Origin of the sequence: Edaphobacter aggregans DSM 19364, from assembly GCF_000745965.1 — a bacterium.
Classification (GTDB): domain Bacteria; phylum Acidobacteriota; class Terriglobia; order Terriglobales; family Acidobacteriaceae; genus Edaphobacter; species Edaphobacter aggregans.
This window is the reverse complement of the sequence record NZ_JQKI01000020.1, coordinates 86,461-112,065: the sequence shown is the minus strand read 5'-3', so window position 1 is coordinate 112,065 and position 25,605 is coordinate 86,461. Positions and strand designations below refer to the sequence as shown.

The window sequence follows — 25,605 nt, the reverse complement described above, 5'->3', positions numbered from 1 at the left end:
GGAGGTTCTGGCTCCAGGTATGCAGGATGGAGAGGAATCCGATCTCAGCGCCGAGGTATTTCGGATCGGCTGCGACTTCCAGCAGAGTCCGTGAACTGGCCACGAACAGCAAGTCGTAGAAGACCGCCGGTGTGGTGAGCGCCCAGTGGGTTCAACTCGTGGGGCACGGTGAACACGACGTGGAAGTAGCCGGTGTTGAGCAGATCGCGCTCCTGGGCTTCGAGCCAACGCTGTCGGGCCTGTGCCTGACATTTCGGGCAGCATCGTGAGCGGCAGGAGTTGTAGGAGATGCCGGTCTGATAACCGCAGTCGTGACACACGTCGAGATGTCCGCCCAGCGCGGCTGTGCGGCAACGGCTGATAGCGCGGAACGCCTTCATCTGCTGATAGCTGAAGCCGGACTGGTAGCGTTCCAGGAATCGGTTGCCGTGCGCGCGGATGATGTCAGCCACTTCGATGGCCGGCCGGGTCATGAAGGAAGCGGACGATGATAGGAGCGGCGGCTCTGGTCGACAGCGGAGATCTTCAGCTCTTCGAGCGGGTTCGAGACCTGGTGCAGGTGCTGCTGGGAGAGGTGAAGATACCTGGCCGTGGTCTCCAGATCCTCGTGGCCGAGCAGAAGCTGGATGGTGCGCAGATCGTTGCCGGCTTCAAGAAGGTGCGTGGCCCAGCTGTGCCGAATCAAATGGGGGCTTACCCGTTTACGAATGCCCGCTCTTCGCGCAGCCTGGCTGCAGGCCCACCATAGGGTCTTATCCGTGATGGGCTGCTCCCGGTCGCGATGCATCCGTGAGGGGAACAGGTAAGTCCGCGGCTTGAGCCAGCGCCAGTAAGCGCGCAGGGTCTCCAGCAGCGCCGGGCTCAGCGGCAGGTCACGATCCTTGCCGCCCTTGCCCTTGATCACGCGGATGATCATGCGCTGACTGTCGATGTCATCGATCTTCAGAGCGACGACCTCGGAACGGCGCATGCCCGTGCCATAAAGGACCATCAGCAGGGTACGCTGGAACAGGCTCTCGCTGGCGTCAATCAGACGCGCCACTTCTTCCTTGCTTAGGATGTTGGGCAATTTCCGCTGCACCTTCGGATAGGGCAGAAACTCGCAGAACTCGGGTCGCCTCAGGGTGCGCATGTAGAAGAAGCGCAGAGCGGCGACGTGGTTCTCGACGGTCCCCGGAGACAGCTTCCGATGATATAAGGTAGCGGCTATGGCTCACGAAAGCGGTATCCGACATGGCTGTCTGTCAAAAGATACATTGGGTCCGCAGCATCGTCCTCGAGTTTCTTACGGAGCTGACCGATGAGAACCCGCAAATAGGCACGATCGTTTCCAGAGCCGGGCCCGCGCAAGGCAGCAAGTAGCCGCGAATGTGTAATTGGCCGGCCTGCATGTGTCATCAGGAGATGAAGAGCATCGAATTCGCGCGGGGTCAGGTGTACTTCAATCCCAGTTCGTTCGACACGCCGTCGGACGGGATCGAGCACGATGGAGCCGTTTGTGAGCGCCATCTCGGCAGGAGTTTCCGGCGCACGAAATCGGCGAATCGCGGAACGGATTCTAGCCGTCAACTCACGTGTTTGAAACGGCTTTGTCACGTAGTCGTCAGCGCCAGCCTCCAACGCCTCGACTTTGTCATCTTCAGTGTCGCGAACCGTCAGCATTAGAATCGGCAGTCTCGTGTAGATGCGCCGAATACGCCGACAGGTCTCGATACCCCCAATTCCTGGCATATTAATGTCGAGGAGAACGGCCTCATAATCAACCATGCGCAGCCGTACGAGGCCATCCTCGCCGTTGCCGGCCTCACCCACATCGAATCCTAGAACATCAAGGGTGGTGCGCAGACTTCGTCGCAACGCGGAGTCGTCTTCTACAATCAGCAATCTGCCTTGTGATTCGTCCACATCAGGCCTCCTTGCATATGAGCGGCAGCGTGAAAAAGAATGTTGTGCTTGTCTCTGAATCACTCTCAACCCACACTCTACCGCGGTGGGCCTCAGCAATTCGTTTGGTTACAGACAGACCAATGCCAGTTCCGGATGCTTTATGTTGAGACCCTGGCGATCGATAAAAACGCTGAAAGATCCGCAACCGCTCTTCAGGGGCAATAAACGAGCCTTCGTTCTGTATGCTGAACACGACCTCAGTATCGGTTAGCGTGACACGAAGCGTAATTGGCGATCTGGGACTTGCATATTTGGAAGCGTTATCAAGCATCTGTAAGAGAGCCATTTGGAGCAAATGGGCATCCGCCCATACATCGCTCCCCGACGTCTCGTCGATGATCCGTAAATGATGGTCCGTCAAAGCAGGAACAGCCTCTTCTCTACAGAAGCGGAACAATTGATCCAGGCGGATCCTTTCGTGATCTACGTCTAATTGTCCTTCATCCAATTTTGCAGTCTGCAGCACTCGGTTGGTCAGTGTGGCCAGACGCGTTGCCTGTTCATCGATGAGAGACACAAGCTCTCTTTCAGGACATTCGAGCCGGTTGATTTCCAGCAATCCCGAACTTGCGCTCTGGATCGTTGTCAATGGCGTTTTGAACGCGTGGGCCAGTCCGTCGAGAATAGTCGAGCGGAGCTGCTCACTCCGCTTTGCAGCTTCGGCGTTACTCTCAGCTATAAAGGAATGTGCTCTTTCCAGGGCAATCGCCGAGAGCGAAGCAATCGCGTCCACTGATCGCGGATCGAGGTTGCTTTCGTGAGAAGAGCCTGCGATGTAAAGCGCGCCGACAGGTCTGGTCCCAAGTCTCAATACACGCTTGAATTTGCAAGAAATAAAGTCGTTCTCAATAAGTTCATGAAAATAGGTAGCACGAACCTCATCCTCTGGGATGATGTCTTTCCCCGCCTTGTCCATTCGCGCTTCGCGTGCGTCCCATAGAGCCACAGCATCGACCTTAAAAGTGTCAGCAATCAGGTTTGTAAGTTGTGCGCCAACTTCTTTGCGCCGGTCCATCGTGATGAGGTCCCGGCTCGTCAGATAAAGCCTTTCCATTCTTGTCCGTTCGCTCTCGGTTTGTGTCGCCTTTTGCTTTATGTGATCTGCAAAATGGCCAGCGGTCAAAGCGATAACCAAAAATATTCCTGATGAGATCCAGTCCTGAGGGTCTCGCTCATATAGAGAGAAGATCGGCGCCATGTAGAAGTAGTCCAGGCAAGCCACCGCCAATACTGAGGCGACCGCCGCTTCAATAAATCCCCAGCGGAACGCAATCAGCATCACGAGAACCAGATCGATGAGGCCTGCGGTCATTGCTTTGCCACGACCAAGGTAGACGACACCGGTTAGCAATGGGACAACGGGGACGATTGCGGCGGTTCGCAGCAGTCGCTTGGCTACTTGCGTGTACTTCATCTCTAGAGATCAGGATACCGGCAATTTCTTGAGGTTTCTTCTCGGCATTCGGCCAGAAATCAAGAAAGTTGTAAGCAAACCATAAAGGTCCTGCTCTTAGTTATGCCGTAGTTACGGAAGGCGCTCTTTCATGAGATATGCCACCAGTTGTGCTGGCAGATTGGAGAATACACATGTCCCCTTTGAGAGGAACCATTCGTCGAACCTCACCCTTGACCTCGCATTACCAGAGGTGTTTGCATTTGGAGCCAGTGCTGTTGCTCAACCGAGTTCAGAAGTGGCTTATGCTCGGTGGCCTTGTGCTACTGTTTGGGCTGCTCTTCATGAGCACTGCCCGTTTGGAAGCGCAGTCCACGTTTGGGAGCATTCGAGGGACCGCTCAGGATGATTCTGGCGCCGCAATACCGGATACGCAGATTACGCTGCACAGCATTGATCAAAATACCGATCGAGTTGTGAAGACGGGTGCTACGGGCAGCTATACGTTTGAAAATGTCCTCGCCGGCAGATACAGCATCCGAGCGCAGCACGACGGATTCGCCGAGACGGTAATCTCCGAAATCACATTGGCGGCGAGGCAGGATCTCCGGTTCACCCTCGCGATGAAGGTTGCCGCACAGGCGACGACAGTTGACGTGACCTCCTCTGCAAATCAGATCAACACCGAAAATGCAGTGCTCGGCGATTCCAAAGGCACCGCGGAGATCGGTCAATTGCCGCTCAATTTTCGCGCCTCGAGCACCAGTCCTCTGGCAGCCCTGGCAACGTCTGCCAATGTGCAACAGGACAGCCAGGGAAATGTCGCAGTGGGCGGCGCAACGTCGAACATGGTCGGGTTCTCGGTTGATGGCATTTCGACGGCGAACGTCTACAGTGCTGTTGCCGGAGCGAACCCTTACCCATCGTCCGAAGGAATCGCAGAGCTCAAGGTCGCAGCCTTTAACAACAATGCCGAGTTCTCCCAGGTCGGAGACGTGACGTTCACAACCAAGGGCGGAACGAACACGTTTCATGGGAGTCTCTTCGAGTATCTTCAAAACGACGCCCTCGATGCTCACGTGTACAACTTCGCACAGAAAGCGCCGAAACGTTTCAATACCTTCGGGGGCAGCCTTGGTGGCCCGCTGTTGATTCCGCACCTTTACAACGGACACGACAAGACGTTCTTCTTCTTCGACTATGAGGGTAACCGGAGACGGATCTCGCAGGCGCAGCAGTATGCGGTGCCGAGCGTCCAGGACAGGATGGGAGATCTGAGAGATATGGGAGGTCCGGTGATTCCGCAGTCGAGAATCAACCCCTTCGCTACCGCTTTGCTGAGTAAATATTACCCGCTGCCCAATCTGCCCAATGTGCCGGTTGGCCAACCCAATTACCAGACTCTCGTTTCGACTCCGTCGAACACTGACGGCTTCGATGCCCGCATCGATCAGGTCATTAACTCGAAGCAGCAGGTGTATGCGCGCTTCAACCGGAAGAACCTGTTGGTGAATGTGGTCAACCCGTTGCTGCCCAATGACGTGGACACCGAGCATGACCGCAGCTTCCTGATCTCCCACAACTATGTGATCAGCAGCCGGCTGCTGAATGAGTTTCGCTTTGGCTACACGGATACGACGCTCGCCCCAAACTTCCCGATCGTAGGTGCTGAGGCCCTCGAGGGGCTGAACCTTCAGGTAGGCGGCGATCAAGGTGTTAATGTTTCAAACCATCCGACCGATCAAGGGTTCCCTTCGATTGTCTTCTCCGACGGAACAGGCTTCCAATCCATCGGCAGGGATCACGTCGGCCCCACGCAGTCTTTTACCAAGCAGATTGCGGATAACGTCACGTACAGCCGGGGCAGACACACCATTCGCACTGGAGTGGATGTTCGCTGGGTACGCTTCGTCGTGCCTGAGATCGAGACGCCTTCCGACGATTACGGCCTATTCACCTTCAACAAAGGCGCCTTCACCGGAAACGCCTTCGGCGACCTCCTGATCGGCGCTCCGAACACCGCCTACTTTGCCGTGACGGGTCCGAAAGACGATGCTAGCGGCGTTCAGACCGGGATCTATGGCCAGGATCAATGGCAAGTCAATGACCGTCTTACGCTCAACTTCGGTCTGCGCTGGGAACTGCTCTCTCCCTTTGTTGATAAGAACGGGATTGCGGCCAACTTCGATCCCAACTACAGTGGGCCGGGTGCAAATGGACAGGGAGCAATTATCATCGATAACTTCGGCCTCAAGACAGCCCCAGCCTTCCTTGCGTCGTTCAATGCCTGTGGACTTGGCAATGTCAATCCGAACTACAACGCTGGCACTTGTACCCCAGTGGTGACAAACAGCCAGGCAGGACTGCCGGGGGGCCTTCGGCAGCGATATCTTCGTAACTTCGATCCGCGGGTCAGCGTTGCTTACCGTCCGTTCAAGGACAACAAGACGGTCGTCCGTGCCGGTTTTGGCATCTTTACTGTGACCGCGCTCGGACAACTTCAGAACAATATGGAGAGCACTCCGCAGGCTGCCGTCAACCTCTGGCAGAACAACAACGCAGGCACACCACTCTTCACGTTCCCACATGTGACACCGCAGGGCGCAGGCCTGCAGTTTGGCGGTGGCATATTCGAACAAGGTGTCGATCCGCACTACCGCGATGCTCAATCGGCACAGTGGAACCTCACTGTAGAACGGGAGCTTACTTCCAACACCTCTGTCCGGATCAGTTACGTGGGGATGAACTCCTACCGTCTGAACGTGAGCGTAAACCTGAACCAATCGAAACCCACTACTTCAAGCACTCCCAATCCCGTGCCGTTCCAGAACTGGGGCGTCATCTATTCGACCTATAACCTGGGCAAACAGAACTACCAGGCAATGGAACTCGAGGCAACGCACAGAATGGCCCGGGGCCTGTCCTATAAGGCAAACTACACCTGGGCGCATAACATCAGCGACGCTCAGGGCGATGCCCCCACAGCGTTTCAAGGTGAAACCCGCTATGGACTCTCGGATCTGAATCGCTTCGACATCAACGCAAACCGCGGCAATGTCGTTGGAACGCGGCGTCAGCGCTTCCTGGTGACAGGAACGTATGAGCTGCCATTCGGCAAGGGCCGGCAGTGGTTGAACTCTTCACCTGTCGTGGGCGGTATCCTCGGCGGTTGGAATGTGAACACGATCACGCTGTTGGAGACAGGGCCGTACCTGACCCCGACCGACAGTGTCAACGCTGACCAGACCAATACGAACCCTTCTGCAGCTGGATCGATTGTTCGCCCGGATCGGGTCGGCAATCCGATTCCTGCTCACCGTTCGTCGATCAATTACTTCAACCTCAATGCGTTTGAACCCACGCCGGCTAATGCAGGGCGGGTTGGCAACGCAGGAGTTGGAAGTCTCGAGGCGCCTGGCACCATCGCAGTCAGTGCGGGTTTGGCGAAGGTCGTTGCTGTCAGGGAGAGCTGGCGCCTGCGCTTCGAATCGACGTTCACCAATGTGCTGAACCGTACCAACTACGCGCCACCTGCGACGAACATAAGCAACCAGACCTCGTTTGGGGTGCTAAACCAGGCGCAGACGGCAGAAAACGCGGGCAACCGGACGGGCCAGGTCGCTCTGCGGCTTGAGTTCTAGGGCTCAATTGGAGGCAAAGCCAGCTGGTCAGGGCTGGGGGGAATATCAAGATACTTCGCCCCAGCCTGAGGCAGCCGCTCCAAAGATAGAGATCACGTTCTGAATGGATAGAACCCACGTCATTCGAGGTAGACGATGAGTTTGTTATGGACAGGTGCGTGCCGAATATATTTCAACGCATACACAGAAGCCCCCTTGTTTTGGTCGGTTGATAACGGAGACAGTGCCACGGAGGTCAAGTGTCCGCGCGTAGTGATGGCCGGAAGTTTTGAGACTGTCGTCGTGCCTGAGCAAAAAGTGCAGCCGCGCGCATGGCTTTCCTTCAAGAGAGCGAGCGTATACAAGCAAAGGGACGGAGTTATCGTTGTGATTGACTGGGCAACTGCATCGTCGCGCAATCGAGAGCGGCAATGAAGCTGCGTCTTTGGTAAGAGCAACCTCTGAGACGTGTCCGAATTCTTTATGACATCGCTACGTCTTTTTTATGCGACGGTTGTTTGAATAAAAAAATATGACGTTGACACTTTTGCTGGCCCGGAGTTTCACGGGCGCCAGCATCGTCCATGAACGCCACGGCTCGGAGGGTGCCGGCCGTCAACTCGGCTTCCTCGGCGAACGTCTCGTCAGCGGCCTCCTGACGGCGACTTACTGTGAATACACTAAATATCTAAGCGAACGAAAAACTGGCGTTAGATCTCATAGCAACAAAGATGAGCGCGCTAAGCCTAGGCTTGGGAGAGCGCCGCAAGGCCGCCCTAAACCCTGGCTTGCTCTTGAGGAGCCCCTTGGATTTTCATAGCATCTTGCAATACATTCTGTTCGTGGCAGTTGTAACCGTCCTGGTGAAGCCATTAGGCGGGTACATGGAGAAAGTCTTTTCCAGACAGGCGACCGTACTGGATCGATTATGTGTTCCAATCGAGCGGCTTATATACCGCGTTACCGCCATTGATTCAAATGTGGAGATGACCTCCACCCAGTATGCAGTGTGCTTTGTGCTCTTTAGTCTAGCTGGCACGCTTTTGTTATATGCCATTCTCAGATTGCAGGGATTCCTGCCATGGTTCTTTCCTAAGTACCTCACTACGCCGCTATCTCCTGACCTGGCTCTCAATACAGCGATCAGCTTCTCGACCACCACGACCTGGCAAGCCTACGGCGGCGAGAACACCATGAGTTACTTCAGCCAGATGGTCGGCCTCTGCGCGCAGAACTTCCTGGCTGGCGCAGCTGGACTGGCGATAGGTATTGCTTTCATCAGAGGTTTTGCTCGTCAACTCTCAAAAACACTTGGCAATTTCTGGGTTGATACTACTCGCGCATTGCTTTGGATCCTTTTGCCGGGCGCGCTGGTCGGAGCCGTTCTACTCGTATGGCAGGGAGTTCCGATGAACTTCCACCACTACGCCGTTGCGACTACTCTGGAGGGTTCTAAGGAGGTGATCCCGCAAGGCCCAGTCGCCGCACTTGAATTTATCAAGAATCTAGGGACAAACGGAGGCGGCTTCTTCAACGTTAATGGCTCCCATCCATACGAAAACCCTACACCGCTCGCAAACTTCATGGAAATGTTGGCAATCGTGCTCTTGCCGGCGGCCTTAACCAACACATTCGGCAGAATGATTCGCCAACCCCGCCAGGGCTGGCTGCTTTACTCCCTAATGGTTGTTCTATTCGCGATTGGATTGATCTCAGTCCATCTCTTTGAACAACACGGCAAACCCACATCTCGGTAGCGTCAACTCTTATCATGGTGCGTCTCAAGCCGGAGGCAATATGGAAGGGAAAGAGGTCCGTTTCGGCATTGCCGGCTCTACGTTAACCGCTGTCGTGACGTCAAACACCGCTACAGGATCGAACAACTCGATGCACGACAGTTATACCTCCTTTGGAGGGATGGTCCTCCTGGTCAACCTTCTACTCGGGGAAGTTGTCTTCGGAGGTCTCGGCACAGGGATCTACAGCATGGTGATGATTGCTGCTATAGCTGTGTTTTTGGCGGGGCTTATGGTAGGTCGTACGCCAGAGTATCTCGGCAAAAAGATAGGTCCGGCGGAGAACAAATTCATCATTCTCTATGCCCTGGCTGCCCCCGTGACTATCCTTTCGCTAACCGCGCTTGCTATTAGTAGCAAAGCCGGACTCGCCGGCCTGACCACTAACACGGGACCCCACGGCCTTACTGAGATTCTGTTCGCTTACTCGTCTTGCTTTGCCAATAATGGACAAAGTTTTTCAGGTCTCAGCGCTAATAATGTTTTCTATAACATCACCACTGCGCTGGCCATGATGGCGGGGAGGTTCGGATTGGCAATTCCCGCCCTGGCCTGCGCGGGTTTGGTTGCGCGGCAGAGAAGTACACCCTCCTCAACAGGAACTCTTCGCACAGACGGTCTTACATTTGGGATTTTCCTGACAGGTTGTCTAATAGTAGTGGCTGCACTGAGCTATCTTCCGGTACTAGTCCTCGGCCCCGTGCTTGAGCATTTGATATTCGGAGTTTAGGGCGCGAGCAACTCACACAACTCCGATTTGATCCCGTTGGTCTTTATCTCTGGCTACTCGTCGCGCGTGGGCGATATACACTCTGCAACAACGGGCCAGAGTCACCGATCAACCGATCAGATGATGAACCGATGAGCTATCGAAACGGAGTGAAGATCGACTTCCCCCGTCCCGGCAAGTTAAGCAATCTGTCTTCCTGCTGTGTCTGGAGCGGTGGCGGAACATGGGTCTTGAACATTGCGAGATTCTTGCTGGTTTGGCCAATTTTGCAGTATGATACCTAACCGATAGTGGCTAGGTTGGATACAGCGATCTAAATCTTCTGCAAGCAGTGTTGAAAGCCGTATCAGGCATTGCCCAATCTTCTGGTGGTGCTAAGTTGCGCATCGTCCAGGATACGAAGGTAAGGCAGGACAAAATGGTTGGGTATTGCTGCGCTGCCTGACCATGCTGTTGCTCGAAAGTCCAGCGTTTCGCGTCAAAATATACTCGAAGTACTGAATGCTCTCCGGTTTCGGGCTCTGGAAACTTTGACCTGCCCAACTAAGCTCGGGAGATCTGCGCAATGAGTGTTGCCCTTCGGGCTGACCGAGAAGGAGGCCACGTAACTCTAGTACCTACCGGTCCGTTCGACTTGGCCCATGCGACAGCGGTGACGCGGGCACTCAAGAACACTGAGGCCAGTCTGAGTGGATGTTGCTCAGTCGATGTCGACTTGGCGCAGCTCGATCGAATTGACGGCACGGGCGCAGCCTTGTTGGCACGTCTTCTCGATCGGCTGGACGCGGATGGGCTGCGCGCGTCGGTCGTTGAAGGCCATAACCCCGAAGCGGCACGCTTGATCGCGCTTTATCGCGAACGCCGGGCTGTCCTCCCAGCGCCTCAGACGCGAACGATGAATCCGCTGACGCGGATCGGCGCACTTGTGGCGCACCTGCCTGGCAAGACAACCGCCGCACTTGATTTCATCGGTCGCTGTGCCGTCGCAGTTCCGAGAGCGTCCGCCACACCGAGCTCGGTCGATTGGCGTTCGTTGCCGAGGCTGATTCAAGAGATCGGCGCAGACGCGCTGCCGGTCACGAGCGCCGCCAACCTGCTGGTCGGCGTCATCATCGGTTTGCTCGGCATCTCGCAACTCGGGCGCTTCGGTGCGATCACCTACGTCCCCGAACTTGTAGTGGTCGCGCATTTCAGAGAGCTCGGACCGCTGGTAACAGCAATCGTCGTGGCCGGGCGATCAGGCGCTGGTCTCGCGTCGGAGATCGCCACGATGAAGGTGTCGGAGGAGATTGACGCTTTGCGCTCGATGGGGTTCGACCCTGTGAGATGGTTGGTCCTGCCCCGCTGTCTCGCGCTCGCCGTTACGGTGCCGCTCTTGACCTGGGTTGGCGATGTGCTGGCCCTCGTCGGAGGCCTAATGGCCACCGTGGTTATGACGGACATGACACCCCACGCCTATATTCAGGCGACTGCGAAGGCGATCACCGTCAGCCACCTGCTCACGGGTCTCATCAAGGCTCCGTTTCTGGCGCTCGCGATCGGGTTGATCGCATGTGGCCAAGGGCTGCTCACACGCGGTGGCGCCGCCGCTGTCGGCGCCCGGACGACGACCGCCGTGGTGCTGGCCATCTTCAGCACGATTGTGATCAGCGCGCTTTTTACGCTATTCTTCGCACTCATGGGAATCTGAACATGCCGCTATCAAGACCGCACATCATCGTCGACGATCTGCGCATCGGTTGGGGGACACGCGTGCTCATGGAGCACACCACTTTCCAGGTGGAGCGCGGAACGATTTTCGCTATCCTCGGCGGATCAGGGTGCGGCAAGAGCTCGCTGCTGCGACATTTGATCGGGCTTGAGCAGCCCCAGGCCGGGCGAATCGATATCGATGGCGTTGGAGATCCGAGTAGCTACGCGGGCACGCCGCCATTCGGCGTGCTCTTTCAGTCGGGCGCGCTGTTCAGCTCTATGACGCTCGCGGAGAACCTCGCGCTGCCGTTGACCACATGGACTCCGATACGCGGCGCGACAGTGCGTGAGCTCGTCCACGCGAAGCTCGACCTCGTCGGCCTTGGTGCGTTCGCCGAGCATCTTCCCGGCGAAATCTCGGGTGGCATGAAAAAGCGGGCCGGCATTGCCCGTGCACTGATGCTCGAAGCCGATCTCCTGTTTTTCGACGAGCCGTCCGCCGGACTCGACCCGATCTCGGCGGTCGAGCTCGACCAGCTCATCCTCACGCTTAGCCGCGACCTGGGAATCACGGTCGTTATTGTGACCCACGAGCTGCCGAGCATTTTCCTCGTGGCTGACAACTGTATCGTGCTGGACAAGGCCGCGAAAGGGATTGTCGCACGGGGAGACCCGCGCAAACTTCGCGATGAATCGGAGATTCCGTTCGTCCATGCTTTCTTCACGCGGTCGCCGTATGGCGTGTCCGCAAATCCGGGAGGATAACCGAATGGCCGTCGAGAAAAGTTATGCGCGACTGGGCTTGTTCATCGTTGTCGTACTGGTTGTTGTCCTAGCCACGGCGGTGCTCTTCATCCAACGGATGAGGAGCCGTGACGTGATCGGCATGGTCACCTATACCACCGAGAACGTCAGGGGCCTGGACGTTTCGAGCCCGGTACTGTTCAGGGGCGTCCACATCGGCCAAGTCACAGAATTGCGTGTGGACGCACAGGGGACCATCGTCGAAATCGACTTCGAGGTGTTCCTCGACCGCCTCAATACCGTTGGCCTGGATGTCACCAGGATCCGGACGATTACTGATATTGGAGGCACCTTTCCTCGCCTTCGGGCCCGGACCGTGGCCAACCCGGTGACGGGGGAGGCATACCTGCTGCTCGATGTTCCGCAAAATCCCCCTCCACCGATGGACCTTGGGTTCACACCGAGTCGGCCTTACGTGCCGTCGATGCCCTCGACGTTTCAGACTGTGCAGGATCGGCTGCCTGCGCTTTTGGATCGCGCGGAAGCGACGCTACAAACTCTCAAGGAGATTGTTGCCAGGGTTCCCGATAGCCTCGACCGAAGCGACCGATTCTTCACTAACGTCGAGCGCATTGTGCAGGACAGCGACCTACCAGCGCTGAGCGCAGACTCGCGGAAATTCTTTGCAACGACAACTACGCAGATCGAACAGATCAGGTCTGAGTTGGATGGGGTAATCGGCACCGAGGGGACTTTGGTCAAGTTCTCTGAAGAGGCTCGGGCCGCGATTAAGGGCGCAGACTTTCCGGCCGTGAACCAATCGGCGCGCGAAGCGGCGGAGAATTCCAGGCTTGCGGCGGACGATCTCCGACGTTCCTTGCCTGCCATCCAGGATTCGCTCGAAGAGATGCGCGATCTTGCGCGGCTGCTCGAGGATCAACCCGAGTCGGTGGTCCATGGTCTACGACCAGCTAAGGTGAAACGCTAATGATTCGTGTGCCCCGACTAGGGTTCTGTCTCCTGCTCACGATCGCCTGCCTGGGGGCAGTCGCCTGTCGCCTTCGGCGCCCCGATACGGCACCCACCCGCATGATCGAGCCGCAACTGCTCGAGCCGCAACTGCCCGAGCCAGCGAGGCAAGTGACCAAGGTTCCCAATGCCGCCGCTGTCCGGCTGCTCGATACACAAGCACGCGGACACATCGGCCGCCGGGTACTGCACCAGCAACCGGATGGTGAGTTGACCGAGGACTCTGTCTGGCGATGGTCGTCCGCTCCTGACAGGTATCTGGACACGGCACTGCGCATCGAAGTGGCGTCGAGTCCCGCTATCCGCCTTGTCGACGCTGGCCGTGCTCCCGCGCTGGCCGCGACACTCCTGGTCTGGGATCTAGAGTCCGCGGGAGGGACGCGACTCGTCGGGGCTGTGGAGTTTCAGATCACTGGGACCGACCGCGTGGTCCATACACAGGTGGTGCGAGCTAGCGAGCCCGTCTCGGCCGAGCTACCTGGGGACTTGGCCGCCAGCGCCGGCCGCCTTTTGCGCCGCCTCGCGTCTGAGGGCCTCAAGGGCGTCGCAAACGAACGATGAGGAAGCGCGGTATGTTCTTGGCTGTTCTCCAGATCACTACTATCAACAATTCAATCCCGAAGCGCGCTCCCTACGCGGGTCTGTCGATTCGGCGTATATGAACTTCCCTTCGGCAAAGGCAAGATTGGTGGAGACCACTTCTGGGTTCGCGCGCTGCTTGGCGGGTGGGAGTTTTCGAACATCTTCCAATACTCCTCGGGCATTCCGTTGGCGATCGTGGGTACTTGCAACGCCACCACTCAGAACGTGGGTGCGGGTACCTGTATGCCGGATGCCAACCCGAACTTCATCGGAGGCAACCCGCGCCAGGGTGGGGGATGGGGCGACGGCGTTACTGCAGCCACGCTGGGAACCAAGAGCTACCTGACGGGAGCATTGTCCAGCGCTAGTCCAGGTACCGGCGCCGGAGGTGTTCCCTGTGCCGCGAGCACAGGGCCGTACTGCAACTCCGGTACGTTCATGATCAGCAACCTTACTCGCATTGCTCCCTATGGCCTGCATGGTCCGAGCATGAACCGCCTCACCAGCGCTCTGCGCAGCACCTTCGACATTACGGAACGGGCTAAGTTTGTCTTCGGGGTCGATTGCCAGAATGTCACGAATACCGTGACGTTCGGAAGCAATGCTTCGAACAACACGATCCCGGTCAATGTAAACAACAGCGCTACCTTCGGGACCCTCAACTTCGCCAGTGTGATTCGCGTGCCTTTCAGTTCTTCTCTGGAAGGTTCACATTCTAGGCAGGAGATTGTTTGACAGGGCGGACTCGGTACTTCAAGCAGACGCCCGCCATCTCCGTTGAAGCGTACCGCTCTGCGCTTCGAGCTATTGCGCGGAGACGGTCGGGATTCCATCTTGAACGGCTTTCAGGTAGTTGCCATAACCGACCACTACCGTGGAGCCGATCAGGAGGAAGAGGCCGCAGGAGACGAGGAGTTTGGTGCGGCGACTGGTGCCGTGCCATTCCTTCAGAAAGAGGCCCCAGAGAGTGGCGAAGATGATGATGCTCGCCATATGAAGGGTCCAGCTGGAGAAGTCGTACTTGCCCATCTTGGTCTGGCCCATGGAGTAGAAGAAGAATTGAAAGTACCAGACAACTCCGGCGAGAGCGGCGAAGATATAGTTGGCCGCGAGGGTCTTGGGAGCGAGTTGGTCGTAGGTGGAGGCGTCCAGAGGATCGAAGTCGACGAGCGTATCGCCTGAAGCGTGCGTGGCACGCATGGGGTTGTGGCCGGGAGCACCGAGAAACTGCTTGATGGAACTGTTTTTGATGATGAGGATGGCGGACCAGATGAAGTTGGTCAGGAAGCCTCCCCACAGAACGACGATGAGGACGGGGAGATTCTGCCAGAGGTCGAGATGGTGGTTGGCAAGCAACTCACGCTTGGCGATGTCGCCGATCGGAGCCCCGGCCTTGAGTCCAAAGGCGAAGAAGGAACTCATGATGCCGGCGAAGATGGCGACGGCGATGCCCTTGCCAAAGCTATAGTCGGTCTCGCCTGCCTCGGCCTTCTCTTCCGGGGTAATCTCGTTTTCCTTGGAGAGGCCAGCGGCTCCATTGACCGCGACGGCAATGAGGCAGATGAGAACACCGAGTAGGATGATCAGGCCCGAGGTTTCATGGACGATTGTTCTGATGGAGCCGTCGTAAATAGGAGGGATGAGAGTTCCGAAAGCTGTGCAAAGACCAAGAGCGATGGCGTATCCGAGTGCGATGCCGAGATAGCGGATGGCGAGGCCGAAGGTCAGTCCGCCGACTCCCCAGAGCGCTCCCCAGAGGAGGGCGTAGAAGATGCTCTCGGGCTTGGTGGCATAGGCTTCGTGGAGGATCGAAGCGAGATGAGGAACGAAGATCGCCGCAAGGATAAGCGGCGCGACGATCCAGGCGGCGAAGCCCTGGATGAGCCAGTAGATCTCCCAGGACCAGCGCTTGATGCCTCGGAAGGGAATGAAGTTCGTCGCGGAGGCAAAGCCTCCGACCCAGTGATAGATGACGCCGATGAATGGATTTGGTCCCACGTGTCCCTCGTTGGCTGCCTGATGGATGTTCCTCGGTCAGAGCGTACCATTATAGGGAATCGTTTCAATAGGGAGTATATTTCTACTCAAGAGTCTTCAGGTGGCGAGGCAGCGAGATGACAACGAATGGTGCAGGTGCGGCGGAGCGGAGTACGGAGAAGGTCTGGAGTGCCCTGGACAGCTTTCGGATCGAGGTGCCTTCCTGGGGATTTGCCAATACCGGGACCCGCTTCGGAAAGTTTCTGCAGGATGCTGCGGCGACGACGATTGAGGAGAAGTTCTCCGATGCTTCGCAGGTTAATGCCCTGACTGGCGCAAGCCCCACGGTGGCGCTGCACGTCTTGTGGGACCTGCCCGGAGGCAAACAGGACGTGTCGGCGATCCATGCTCTCGAGAAGAAGTATGGGGTGCGGGCAGGATCGATCAATCCAAATCTGTTCCAGGACCAGGGGTACAAGTACGGATCAATCGCAAATCCCGACCCGGAGATCCGCAAGAATGCGCTGACTCATTTGCTGGATTCGGTGGAGATTGCGCGCGCGCTTGGTTCGAAGGATGTATCGCTTTGGATCGCGGATGGATCGAACTACCCCGGAGCGCAGAGTGTACGGCGGCGCATCGCGTGGATGGAGGAGGTTCTAGCGGCCACGCATGCCGCCCTGGGGTCGGATCAACGAATGCTGGTAGAGTATAAGCCGTTTGAGCCGGCGTTCTATCACACCGACATCGCCGACTGGGGAATGGCCCTGGAACTCGCGCGGCGTGCAGGGCCTAAGGCCAAGGTGCTGGTGGATACCGGACATCACTATCAGGGAACAAATATCGAGCAGATCGTCGCGTGGCTGCTGCACCTGGGAGCTCTGGGTGGATTCCACTTCAACGATCGCAAGTATGCGGACGACGATCTGACGTTGGGCTCCATCGATCCCTACCAGGTGTTCCGCATCCTCCACGAGATTGTGAGTGCCAGGGAGAGCGAGCGGGCGGAGATCGCCTTCATGATCGACCAAAGCCACAATATGAAAGGCAAGATGGAGGCGATGGTGCAGACGGTGGTGACGGCGCAGGAACTCTATGCAAAGGCATCGCTGATCGATCAGGAACGTCTGGCCGAGTTGCAGGATGCCTGCAGACTGGTCGAGGCTGAGGAGTGTTTCCGCAGTGCGTTCTGGCAGGATGTGCGACCGTTTGTGCGGGAGTGGCGCATCGCGCGCGGGTTGCCGGCAGATCCTCTGGAGGCGTTGGCCGAGAGCGGGTATGTTGAGAAGATTGCGCGAGAGAGAAAGGGCGCGAACGCACAGAGCGTCTCAAGCTACGCGTAGTGGCGGTACGGCCGGTGATCCCAGGGCGCAGAGCGAGGTTCATGAAACGGATAGTGGCGCATTTCATTACCGAAACCGAATCGATGTGCCGCATAATGGGAGCCACTGCGTAGTTATTTTCTGTGCGAGAGATTATGGCCGTAAGAAGAACGATAAAGAGGCTCTATCTGATCCCGGTGCTGTCGAAGGCGCTGGATATTCTTGAACTGTTGCAGTCAGAAAACCAGCCGATGACGCTGGAGGCAATTCACCGGCAGACGAGAATTTCGAAGACGACCGTCTACCGTGTGTTGAAGACCTTCGTGCATCGCGGATATCTTTCGCAGTCCCCCGATGGGTTGTACCGCCAGGTGACGCGGCCGAAGAAGATGCGTTTTGGGTTTGCGGGGCAGAGCGCGGATATGCCCTTCTCGAATGAGGTGACAGAGAGCCTGAGGGCGGCTGCGGCCTCCGTCGGGGTGGATTTGCTAGTGCTGGATAATCGTTACGATGCGGCGACCGCGCTCAAGAATGCGGAGGAGTTTGTCCGGAGCAGGGTAGACCTGGTGATCGAGTTCCAGGTTGAGGAAGAGGTTGCCCCGATGATCGGAGACAAGCTTGCCGAGGCGAAGATTCCCCTTATCGCGATCGACATTCCGCATCCCCACGCGACGTATTTTGGTGTCGATAATTACCGGGTAGGGATCGAGGCAGGAGAGACACTCTCGGCATATGCGACAAAGAACTGGGACGGCAAGGTCGATTGGGTGCTCGGTCTCGATCTGCCAGAGGCGGGACAACTAGTGCAGAGCAGAATTACGGGCGCGCTCGAAGGCGTACGCAGCGGCATTCCCGATCTTCCGGTGGAGTCCTTCGTTCGGATCGATGGGCGTGGTATGCGCGATAAGAGCAGGAAGGTGATCTCGGACTTCCTGCAGCGGCATCCGAAGGACAGGCGCATCCTGATCGCGGCGGCTACCGATTCGAGCGCGCTGGGAGCCGTGGATGCGGTTCGGGAGCACAAGCGGCAGAAGCACGTCGCCATCGTTGGCCAGGATTGCATCGCAGAGGCGATTGCAGAGATGAAGAGGGATGGCTCGCCTTTGATCGGCTCGGTATCGCACGAGGCAGGCTCCTATGGCCCGAACCTGATTCATCTTGGCCTGTCCCTCTTGCGGGGACAGATGGTGCCGCCCTATAACTATGTGGCGCACAAGATGGTGACGCGGGAATCACTCTCGTAATTGCAGATCTCCGCACCGCATCTCGGTGAGCGATCACGAGCGGTTTTCACATTGGAAATAGTTGCTGTATTGATCTTGCCTGTGGAATGATATGCCTAAGACCCGTGTTCCGGGCAGAAGATTGAGGACTCTCCATGGTGACAACAAGCGGACTCCGGTTTTTAGAGGATCGGTGGGATGACGCGGTCGCGTCGAAGCTGGATGAACCGGAGCTGCTGCGATATCGCTCGAACCTGCTGGGATCGGATCTGCGCATTACCAACTTCGGTGGCGGCAATACGAGCTCAAAGATCGATCAGGTCGATTCGCTCGACGGACAGACGAAGAAGATCCTCTGGGTGAAGGGAAGCGGTGGTGATCTGGGCAGCATCAAGCGCTCCGGCTTCGCGACGCTGTATCTCGATAAGCTGCTCGCGCTCGAAAAGATTTACAAGGGAGTCGATCTCGAAGACGAGATGGTGGAGATGTATCCGCTGTGCACGTTCGGGAATAACCCGGTGGCAGCGTCGATCGATACTTCCCTGCACGGCTATCTGCCGTTCCCTCATGTGGACCACCTGCACCCGGACTGGGGGATCGCGCTCGCAGCGTCGGCCAACGGCAAGGTCAAGATGGAGAAGTTCAATAAGGAGTTCGGCCACAAGCTCGCTTGGCTGCCCTGGCAGCGGCCGGGATTCGAGCTGGGCATGATGCTGAAGAAGATCGTCGCCGAGACTCCGCGGTGTGATGGTGTCGTGCTGGGCGGCCACGGGCTATTTACGTGGGGCAGCACCCAGCGCGAAAGCTATCTGAATACCATCACCATCATCGATCAGCTTGGTCAGTTCATCGAACGTCATGGTTCGGCGGTGGAATACAAGCCGTTCAGCGGCCAGAAGACGAAGGCGCGCGATGACCGCGCGGAGATTGCGGCGGCGATCATGCCGTATCTCCGGGGCGCGGTCTCGCGGAGGCAGCGGTGGATCGGAAGCTACTCGGACGCGCCGCAGGTGTTGAACTTCGTCAACTCCGAAAGCGCGGAGAAGCTGGCGCATCTGGGCACGAGCTGCCCCGACCACTTCATCCGCACGAAGATCCGTCCTATGTTCATCAAGTGGAATCCGACCGGTGACCCTGCTGAGATAAAAGAACTGATCGAGACGGCGCTCGAGATGTATCGCGCGGAGTATGCGGAGTACTATGCGACGCACGCGCTCAAGGACTCACCCGCGATCCGTGATGCGAGTCCTACTGTAGTGCTGGTCCCGGGGGTAGGGATGTTCAGCTTCGGCAAGAACAAGACCGAGGCGCGCATCACCGGCGAGTTCTACATCAATGCGATTGGTGTGATGCAGGGCGCCGGGGTACTGGGTGCCGGGGTGACGTGCACGGATATCCCGCAGGCTGGGCCGGCTGCTTCGGCCGACCAGTTCTCGATGTATGAGAACTATGTTGCGCTGCCGCCGAGCGAGGCCTTCCGGATCGAGTATTGGAAGCTCGAAGAGGCGAAGATTCGCCGCCAGCCACCCGAGAAGGAGCTGAGCCGCAGGATAGCGCTGATCGTCGGCGGAGGAAGCGGCATCGGCCGTGAGGTCGCGCTGCTAGCTGCGGAGCGCGGAGCGCACGTGATGGTCGCCGACCGTGACGTGCAGGGCGCCGAAGCTGTCGCGGAAGAGGCCAGCGCAATTGCCGGTAAAGAAGCGGTCGGCTGGACCAGCATCGACATCCGGGACCGCAAGGCGATCAAGGACGCGCTCGATGCGACCGTCAAGCAGTTTGGCGGAATGGACATCCTGATCAATACGGCAGCGCTGTTTCCGTCGTCGCCGGATGGAATCATCACGGACGCGCAGTGGGCCCTGACGCTTGAGGTGAATGTTACGGCGAACTATCTGCTCACAGATGAGGCTTCGAGGATATTCAAAGAGCAGGGAATCGACGGCAGCGTGGTGCTGACCAGCTCGGCCAATGCGGTCGTCGCGAAGCGCGGCAGCGAGGCGTACGATGTGAGCAAGGCTGCGTTGAGCCACCTGGTGCGGGAGCTGGCGGTGAGCCTTGCTCCGAAGGTGCGGGTGAACGGAATCTCGCCGGCGACGGTGGTGAAGGGATCGACGATGTTTCCGCGCGACCGTGTGATTGCGTCGTTGAAGAAGTACAACCTCCCCTTCGATGAGCAGGGAAGCGATGACGATCTTCGGAACGAGCTGGCGAAGTTTTATGCGACCCGTACGCTGACGCATCAGCCGATCGATCCGAAGGACTGTGCGCAGGCGATTATGTTTCTCGCGGGGCCGCTGGCGCGGTGCACGACGGGGCATCTGATCCCGGTGGATGGGGGTTTGACTGAGGCGTATCTGCGATGAGCGAGGCGCCAGACATGGCGTTGCCCGCGGATAGGCGGGCTCTGGTTGCGGTGGACCTGGGGGCGGAGAGCTGCAGGGTTTCGTTGTTGCGTTGGGTGGACGGCGGACCCTCGATCACGCTGGTGCATCGGTTTGCGAATGCTCCGCGTGAGGTGGAGGGGGAGCTGCACTGGGACCTCGCCATGATCGAGGCGGGGCTGGATGACGGGTTGCGGCGGTGTGCGGCGGTTGCTTCGGAGGGTATTCGGTCGATTGCGGTGGATGGTTGGGCGGTCGACTATGTCCGCGTGAGAGAGGATAGTCGGGCGCTCGGAGATCCGTTCTGCTATCGGGATGAGCGGACCGTGCGGTCGGAGCGGCTGCTGCACGAGCAGATCGCTCCGGAGCGTCTTCGCGAGCTGACGGGCGTGCAGCTGCTGCGGATCAACACGCTGTACCAGCTTTACGCGGATTCGCTTCATCATTCCTTCGAGAGGCTGCCATGGCTGAATCTGCCGGAGTATATGTTGTCGCGTTGGGGTGGGGCCAGGGTTGCAGAGTATACGAACGCTACGCACACCCAGATGGTGGAGCTCGACACGCGGCGGTGGTGCGGTGAGATCTTCGAAGTGGCGATGCTCGATGCGGCGTGTGCGCCGGAGATCGTTCCCCCGGGGACGGAGGTGGGGCGGTTGCGCGGGCCGCTGGCGGAGCTTCCAGCGTTTCGCGATACGGTGCTGATCGCTCCGGCCTGTCACGATACGGCTTCGGCGATCGCCGGGATTCCGGCCGTGGGCGACGACTGGGCTTACATCAGCTCGGGCACGTGGTCGCTGGTTGGGACGGTATTGGAGCGGCCGAGGAACGATGCGCCGGCTGCGGCGGAGAACTTCACCAATCTGGGCGCGGTTGGCGGTCGCGTCTGCTTTCACAAGAACGTGAACGGGATGTGGCTGATCCGGCAGTGCATGGATCAGTGGGCATCTGCTGGTCAGGAGTGGACGATTCCGGAGCTGGTTGCGGCGGCGGAGGGAGTTCCAAGGCCGCAGGGTCTGCTCGAGGTGGATGATCCTGACCTGCTGCTGGCGGGGAAGATGCTGCAGCGGATCAACGCTCAGCTTCGGCGGAGGGGGCTTGCTCCGATGGATGAGGGGCCGGAGAACGCTCCCGCGTTTGCGAGCCTGATCTTTCACAGCCTGGCGGCGCGTTATGCGGAGGTGCTGGGGCGGGTCGCGTTTCGCAGCGGCAAGACGCTGAAGCGGCTGTTTGTTGTGGGCGGTGCGAGTCAGAATGACTTGCTGAACCGCCTGACCGGGGAGGCTACGGGGCTCGAGGTGTTTCGCGGGTCGCCGGAGAGCTCGACGATCGGGAACTTCGCGGTGCAGTTGGCGGTGCTTGGAGGTCATCGGGATCCGGTGACCGGGGCGGATGCTGGTACGGTGGCGCGTTGGGCTGGGGTGTTGTCGGCTGCGGTATGACCATCCCCCCGGTACTTAATCGTGCAAAGTCTTCGAAAATAAAGAGATAGGTTGGTACTTTGTGCGGTAGGATACCTCAATGGCAGAGCTCGGCGTTGGCTCCTTTTCGATCTCCATATCTTCTCTATATCTATTGTAGGGAGGTGATAGGAATTAATCGGCACTTTGGGGAGTTGGGGTTAGTCTACTCATTTCTTTGGTTTACGGGGTGTTTGAGATTTGAGTGGGCTTGACAAAAATTTTGTAGCTTCCCGTGGCATTCGAGTCGTTCGCCCTTTGGCCTTCACCTCGGCCTACGGCAGTGCGGTGTGCCGCTTTCAGCGGCGGGTTGATAGCCGGGCTGAAGCCCGGCCCTACCTCAGAGGCAAGAGCAAAAACAAATGCAGGTCCCTTTGGCTTACGCCTCTTTAGGGATTAGTGGCTTGACGGGAAATTAACCGGCGGAGTGGGGCTGAGTTTTAGGGTGCGATTGGCACCTGCGAAGAAATGCAGGTCCTTCGACTCCGCCCTTCGGGCTTCGCTCAGAATGGCGCGGGACGTAACAGGCGCAACGGCGTTCGGGAGGTGAGCGACGAGATGGCGCAAGCATTTGCGGACAAGGAAGCCGAGCGCCGTACCAAGGTTCAGCAGACTCTGGGCATCAGAGTGTTGAAGCCGATTGAAGTCAGACCTTCAGAAGAACGGACGGTTCCTTTTATTAGCGATTCCACGATCCGCTTTGAGATGTCCATATTCGGTGCGGTGATGAACTACGCCATCAAGAAGCGCTATGTTCCAGCTAGCCAGCGTTTCGACGAGCGCCCCAAGCTCAAGGCTATGCGGCGCGACGAGTTCACATTGGAGGAATACCGCAAGCTCCACACCGTAGGCCGCAGGTGGATTGGCGAGGCGGACAAGCCTTCGAGCATCTGGTATCGCACCGTTACCTACAACATGATTCTGATTGCGTGCAATACAGGCATGCGGCCAGCGGAGATGAAGAATCTGCGCTGGCGCGACATCATGGCCGCAAAAGATCGCGAAGGACGTGAGATTGTTGTGCTGTTCGTGCAGGGCAAGGGCAAGTCGCGCAAGCTGGTTGCTCCTAAGAGCGTCGGAGAGTATCTGGAACGCATCCGCGTGATCTCCAAAGCCACCGACCCGGAGGATCGAGTCTTTACCAACATCACAGGTAAGCCCGCAAAAACTCTTTATACCAGTCTGATTGCCGATCTTCTGAACGAGGCGAAACTGCGCGAAGGCACGCAAGGCGTGCCGCGTTCGACCTATTGCTTCCGGCACACCTACGCCACGCTCCGATTGCAGGAAGGTGTGGATGTGTATTTTCTTGCCGAGCAGATGGGCACTTCCGTCCACATGATCGAAAGCCACTATGGGCATGTGAACACGATCAAGCACGCCGACCGCGTATTGCAGGGGATGGCGGGATGGGAACTTCCGCAACCGGACGACGCCAAGGCCAAGGCGTCGAAAGCTGCAGCGACTCACGATCAGTCCAAAAGAGGTCAGCGCAACAAGCTGCGCTGACTGTGAACCTTCCGAAGCCGTCTTTAGCCGGAGCCCCTGGCGGAGACGGGCGCAGAAGATCGTTCCATGTCCGGCCCGGACTCTTCTCAGTGAGATTGTTCTGATTTGCCGCTGCCCCGCTGGGGCGTGTTTAGCGGCAAATCTCCCTGCACGTGCCGCCGCTGGCGGCTGTTCTTAGTGCAGTTCCAACCTCTTTAATGCCGGGAACCGTGCTGACAAGCGACCAGATGATGGCCCTTGAGGACTTAGCTGAGGCGGGAAACGCTACGGCACTGCAGGAAGTCCTCAACCTCAAGACGCGGGGCAGCGGACCGATCGCAGGCTGCAAACTTAGAGATATTCCACGGGCTGAAACTATGTGTGCCGTTCAATTGATGAGCGTGACACAACGAGAAAGACCTGATGCGATTCTGGGACTTTCTTTAGGCGGAAAGCTGATCTCTACTGGCGACTCAATCCGTCTGTTTTTTCGGAACGGCTTGCTTTTTGGGCGCAGCTTTTTTGCGTGGACGCCCGATTGGCATCGGAACAAATGCCTCTACCTCCGAGCGCCGCACCAGCATGCGACCGCCAATTTCACGAGCCGATAAGCGGTTCCGACGAATCAGTTTGGCGATGGCTTGCTTGGATACGCTCCGAATGCGCGCGGCCTCGACCTGTGAAATCCAATCGTCGATGTTTTCATTGTCCTTAATGGTTGTCGCGGACACCTATTTGTGCTATCATCCTTTCAAGTAGTAGTCCCGGTTCAACTATAGCCGTGACGACGCACCCTTGTGCGCCCATGCAAACCCTTGTTTTCAAACAGCTCTCTATCTCTGGAGGTCTGGCATGAAATGGGACTTTCGCCATCACCTGCTCACACAACTCGAAATGCTGCGCGGAAATATCTCGCATGAAGAATTCAGCGAGAGGCTAGGCGACGTAACCGAGCGCTGCCTGGCTCGGTACATAGCCGGGAAGAGTCATCTGACGGAAAGCGAGTTCAGGGACGTTGCGAAAGCTCTCAGCATAGATGCGCAAGTACTCGCAAGCGCATGGGCCTCATCTCTTGGTCTTCGCGCATCGAGTAAGGATGCTGTGAGTTGGATGGTGAGTCGAGCCTACCGGCGGTGGCGGCAACATTCGCGTGTCGCCGATCGCGCCGTTCCATCCCATCCCTCTCCCATGGCCATCATTCGAGCGAAATACGCCGACCGGCTTCCCATTCAGACTCCTCCTCTATGGTTTGGTCCCTATAGTCGTTGCGAAAAGGAAAGGGACACCCCTGTAAACCGAGCGCGCTTTGCGCGTGCTTACGAAATGCTGGTCGAATCTGTGCACGGTGGTCTGTCGGCCCGAGATATCGGAGCACTACGCGGTATCAGCGGGGAGCGAGCGCGGCAACTCATGGTGTGCGCAGCCTACACGTGGGCAAGGCGAGAGCGGATCGACCTCGCTGGCAAGTCGCTTCCTTTCAAGAATGAGGCTGGATTCGTCAAGAATCTCTATGCCGGACTGAGGTTCTTTGCTCAACAGCAGTTCAATGATCTTGCTACTCAGGGTTTGATGAAGGGATCTGTTACCAACGGAGATCAAGTTCGATGAAAGAACAGAGGGATACAGCTGCATTCGAACGCTACAGCCAGGAACATGGCCGCTGTCTTGGTATGGCTGTTGAAGAGTTACGAACGGATAAGGCTTTGACTCGAAGCGAAGTTGCGAAGCGGGCAAATGTCTCTGTTCTGTGGATTCAACGGCTGGAGACAAATCAGCTCCACACAAACTACACGATACGTAGGCTGGACCAAGTTGCCCGGGCTTTAGGGGTGGAACTCTATGATTTGTATAAGCGCGCGGGCGAGATGATGAGACCGCCACCTTGGCTGGATAGGGAAGGAGCGCTGAACGATGAATAAGCCAAAACGTGCCGTGCTGGTGATGGACGAGGCCACGGGGAAACGAATCCGCCGCTTGTACCTGGCAGAACCCTACCCAAAATCCCAAGAAGTTTATCTAACAATTGAGTTTGATGACGAGACGGAAATTTTGATCGAGGTGGAGTGTCGCCCGTGGTTTGGTATCACACATCTTGTCCGTGACACACATGGGGAGCTGGGACCAGTGAAAAAATCAATGCACGGATCAATCCGGTCGCTTGCGAAGGGTAGGCGGTGACTCTACTCCGTGCTGTTGGCGCTACACGCGGCATATCCGCACCGAT

At 57.6% G+C, this 25,605-nt stretch carries 21 protein-coding genes; 15 read left to right on the top strand and 6 right to left on the bottom strand.

All coding sequences use genetic code 11. The annotated features are described in order from the left end of the window. Nucleotides 1-44: 44 nt before the first annotated feature. From Q363_RS10670 to Q363_RS10655, 4 genes are all read right to left on the bottom strand, one after another. Nucleotides 45-473, bottom strand: a complete 429-nt coding sequence (locus tag Q363_RS10670; RefSeq protein ID WP_051978636.1) for an IS91 family transposase — start codon at nucleotides 471-473, stop codon at nucleotides 45-47. Further along, the gene (locus tag Q363_RS10665; RefSeq protein ID WP_169746961.1) at nucleotides 470-1,069 is read right to left on the bottom strand and encodes a tyrosine-type recombinase/integrase; all 600 of its coding nucleotides are present in this window, start codon (nucleotides 1,067-1,069) and stop codon (nucleotides 470-472) included. The genes Q363_RS10670 and Q363_RS10665 overlap by 4 nt, the downstream gene beginning before the upstream one ends. A 137-nt stretch (nucleotides 1,070-1,206) precedes the next feature. Next, nucleotides 1,207-1,905, bottom strand: a complete 699-nt coding sequence (locus tag Q363_RS10660; RefSeq protein ID WP_035349882.1) for a response regulator transcription factor — start codon at nucleotides 1,903-1,905, stop codon at nucleotides 1,207-1,209. A gap of 1 nt (nucleotide 1,906) precedes the next feature. After that, nucleotides 1,907-3,361: a sensor histidine kinase gene (locus Q363_RS10655; RefSeq protein ID WP_035349880.1), complete on the bottom strand. Its 1,455-nt coding sequence runs from the start codon at nucleotides 3,359-3,361 to the stop codon at nucleotides 1,907-1,909. A gap of 284 nt (nucleotides 3,362-3,645) precedes the next feature. Here Q363_RS10655 and Q363_RS10650 point away from each other — a divergent pair, with 284 nt between their 5' ends. The 8 genes from Q363_RS10650 (at nucleotide 3,646) to Q363_RS10620 (ending at nucleotide 14,268) form a co-directional block, all read left to right on the top strand. After that, nucleotides 3,646-6,981, top strand: coding sequence for a TonB-dependent receptor (locus tag Q363_RS10650; protein ID WP_245632154.1), 3,336 nt, complete (start codon nucleotides 3,646-3,648; stop codon nucleotides 6,979-6,981). Nucleotides 6,982-7,766: 785 nt separating this feature from the next. Further along, nucleotides 7,767-8,717 carry a potassium-transporting ATPase subunit KdpA gene (locus Q363_RS45850; protein WP_342667404.1) on the top strand — a complete coding sequence of 317 codons (951 nt, stop codon included), beginning with the start codon at nucleotides 7,767-7,769 and terminating at the stop codon, nucleotides 8,715-8,717. 40 nt (nucleotides 8,718-8,757) lie between these two features. Next, nucleotides 8,758-9,486, top strand: coding sequence for a potassium-transporting ATPase subunit KdpA (locus Q363_RS45845; RefSeq protein ID WP_342667403.1), 729 nt, complete (start codon nucleotides 8,758-8,760; stop codon nucleotides 9,484-9,486). Between the two features lie 565 nt (nucleotides 9,487-10,051). Then, nucleotides 10,052-11,176 carry an MlaE family ABC transporter permease gene (locus Q363_RS10640; protein ID WP_084080223.1) on the top strand — a complete coding sequence of 375 codons (1,125 nt, stop codon included), beginning with the start codon at nucleotides 10,052-10,054 and terminating at the stop codon, nucleotides 11,174-11,176. A 68-nt stretch (nucleotides 11,177-11,244) separates the two neighbouring features. Further along, nucleotides 11,245-11,943, top strand: a complete 699-nt coding sequence (locus tag Q363_RS10635; RefSeq protein ID WP_245632153.1) for an ABC transporter ATP-binding protein — start codon at nucleotides 11,245-11,247, stop codon at nucleotides 11,941-11,943. Between the two features lie 4 nt (nucleotides 11,944-11,947). Next, the gene (locus tag Q363_RS10630; protein ID WP_035349871.1) at nucleotides 11,948-12,910 is read left to right on the top strand and encodes an MlaD family protein; all 963 of its coding nucleotides are present in this window, start codon (nucleotides 11,948-11,950) and stop codon (nucleotides 12,908-12,910) included. Further along, nucleotides 12,910-13,512, top strand: a complete 603-nt coding sequence (locus tag Q363_RS10625; RefSeq protein WP_035349868.1) for an ABC-type transport auxiliary lipoprotein family protein — start codon at nucleotides 12,910-12,912, stop codon at nucleotides 13,510-13,512. Before Q363_RS10630 ends, Q363_RS10625 begins: the two co-directional genes overlap by 1 nt. 21 nt (nucleotides 13,513-13,533) lie before the next feature. Then, on the top strand, nucleotides 13,534-14,268 hold the full coding sequence (locus Q363_RS10620) for an outer membrane beta-barrel protein (protein ID WP_483782888.1): 735 nt from the start codon (nucleotides 13,534-13,536) through the stop codon (nucleotides 14,266-14,268). Between the two features lie 69 nt (nucleotides 14,269-14,337). Here the strand turns inward: Q363_RS10620 and Q363_RS10615 are convergent, their stop codons facing one another. Continuing rightward, the gene (locus tag Q363_RS10615) at nucleotides 14,338-15,531 is read right to left on the bottom strand and encodes an L-rhamnose/proton symporter RhaT (RefSeq protein WP_035349862.1); all 1,194 of its coding nucleotides are present in this window, start codon (nucleotides 15,529-15,531) and stop codon (nucleotides 14,338-14,340) included. A 116-nt stretch (nucleotides 15,532-15,647) separates the two neighbouring features. Between Q363_RS10615 and Q363_RS10610 the strand changes: the two genes are divergently transcribed. From Q363_RS10610 to Q363_RS40380, 5 genes are all read left to right on the top strand, one after another. Beyond that, the gene (locus tag Q363_RS10610) at nucleotides 15,648-16,853 is read left to right on the top strand and encodes a sugar isomerase (protein WP_035349861.1); all 1,206 of its coding nucleotides are present in this window, start codon (nucleotides 15,648-15,650) and stop codon (nucleotides 16,851-16,853) included. Nucleotides 16,854-16,987: 134 nt separating this feature from the next. Then, nucleotides 16,988-18,076 (top strand): substrate-binding domain-containing protein, encoded by a 1,089-nt coding sequence (locus Q363_RS10605; RefSeq protein ID WP_035349858.1) that lies wholly within the window; start codon nucleotides 16,988-16,990, stop codon nucleotides 18,074-18,076. 134 nt (nucleotides 18,077-18,210) lie between these two features. After that, on the top strand, nucleotides 18,211-20,418 hold the full coding sequence (locus Q363_RS10600; protein WP_035349855.1) for a bifunctional rhamnulose-1-phosphate aldolase/short-chain dehydrogenase: 2,208 nt from the start codon (nucleotides 18,211-18,213) through the stop codon (nucleotides 20,416-20,418). After that, nucleotides 20,415-21,875, top strand: a complete 1,461-nt coding sequence (locus Q363_RS10595; RefSeq protein WP_245632152.1) for a rhamnulokinase — start codon at nucleotides 20,415-20,417, stop codon at nucleotides 21,873-21,875. The genes Q363_RS10600 and Q363_RS10595 overlap by 4 nt, the downstream gene beginning before the upstream one ends. A 486-nt stretch (nucleotides 21,876-22,361) precedes the next feature. After that, a complete protein-coding gene (locus Q363_RS40380) occupies nucleotides 22,362-23,402 on the top strand; it encodes a tyrosine-type recombinase/integrase (protein ID WP_245632151.1) in 1,041 nt (346 codons plus the stop codon). 452 nt (nucleotides 23,403-23,854) lie between these two features. Here the strand turns inward: Q363_RS40380 and Q363_RS10585 are convergent, their stop codons facing one another. Further along, nucleotides 23,855-24,112 (bottom strand): helix-turn-helix domain-containing protein, encoded by a 258-nt coding sequence (locus Q363_RS10585; protein WP_035349852.1) that lies wholly within the window; start codon nucleotides 24,110-24,112, stop codon nucleotides 23,855-23,857. Between the two features lie 873 nt (nucleotides 24,113-24,985). On the opposite strand from Q363_RS10585, the gene Q363_RS10575 reads away from it, so the two are divergent. Both Q363_RS10575 and Q363_RS10570 read left to right on the top strand, forming a co-directional pair. Further along, entirely contained in the window at nucleotides 24,986-25,300 is a 315-nt protein-coding gene (locus Q363_RS10575; protein WP_035349847.1) for a helix-turn-helix domain-containing protein, read from the top strand. After that, a complete protein-coding gene (locus Q363_RS10570; RefSeq protein WP_035349845.1) occupies nucleotides 25,293-25,559 on the top strand; it encodes a hypothetical protein in 267 nt (88 codons plus the stop codon). Before Q363_RS10575 ends, Q363_RS10570 begins: the two co-directional genes overlap by 8 nt. Nucleotides 25,560-25,605 lie beyond the last annotated feature (46 nt).

What these genes read in the sequence shown, in the direction of transcription:
- Q363_RS10575 (WP_035349847.1), top strand. Translation starts at nt 24,986, where the DNA reads ATGAAAGAACAGAGGGATACAGCTGCATTCGAACGCTACAGCCAGGAA.
- Q363_RS10610 (WP_035349861.1), top strand. Translation starts at nt 15,648, where the DNA reads ATGACAACGAATGGTGCAGGTGCGGCGGAGCGGAGTACGGAGAAGGTC.
- Q363_RS10625 (WP_035349868.1), top strand. Translation starts at nt 12,910, where the DNA reads ATGATTCGTGTGCCCCGACTAGGGTTCTGTCTCCTGCTCACGATCGCC.
- Q363_RS45845 (WP_342667403.1), top strand. Translation starts at nt 8,758, where the DNA reads ATGGAAGGGAAAGAGGTCCGTTTCGGCATTGCCGGCTCTACGTTAACC.
- Q363_RS10670 (WP_051978636.1), bottom strand. Translation starts at nt 473, where the DNA reads ATGACCCGGCCGGCCATCGAAGTGGCTGACATCATCCGCGCGCACGGC.
- Q363_RS10600 (WP_035349855.1), top strand. Translation starts at nt 18,211, where the DNA reads ATGGTGACAACAAGCGGACTCCGGTTTTTAGAGGATCGGTGGGATGAC.
- Q363_RS10570 (WP_035349845.1), top strand. Translation starts at nt 25,293, where the DNA reads ATGAATAAGCCAAAACGTGCCGTGCTGGTGATGGACGAGGCCACGGGG.
- Q363_RS10640 (WP_084080223.1), top strand. Translation starts at nt 10,052, where the DNA reads ATGAGTGTTGCCCTTCGGGCTGACCGAGAAGGAGGCCACGTAACTCTA.
- Q363_RS10595 (WP_245632152.1), top strand. Translation starts at nt 20,415, where the DNA reads ATGAGCGAGGCGCCAGACATGGCGTTGCCCGCGGATAGGCGGGCTCTG.
- Q363_RS40380 (WP_245632151.1), top strand. Translation starts at nt 22,362, where the DNA reads ATGCAGGTCCTTCGACTCCGCCCTTCGGGCTTCGCTCAGAATGGCGCG.
- Q363_RS10605 (WP_035349858.1), top strand. Translation starts at nt 16,988, where the DNA reads ATGGCCGTAAGAAGAACGATAAAGAGGCTCTATCTGATCCCGGTGCTG.
- Q363_RS10635 (WP_245632153.1), top strand. Translation starts at nt 11,245, where the DNA reads ATGGAGCACACCACTTTCCAGGTGGAGCGCGGAACGATTTTCGCTATC.
- Q363_RS10630 (WP_035349871.1), top strand. Translation starts at nt 11,948, where the DNA reads ATGGCCGTCGAGAAAAGTTATGCGCGACTGGGCTTGTTCATCGTTGTC.
- Q363_RS10650 (WP_245632154.1), top strand. Translation starts at nt 3,646, where the DNA reads ATGCTCGGTGGCCTTGTGCTACTGTTTGGGCTGCTCTTCATGAGCACT.
- Q363_RS10655 (WP_035349880.1), bottom strand. Translation starts at nt 3,361, where the DNA reads ATGAAGTACACGCAAGTAGCCAAGCGACTGCTGCGAACCGCCGCAATC.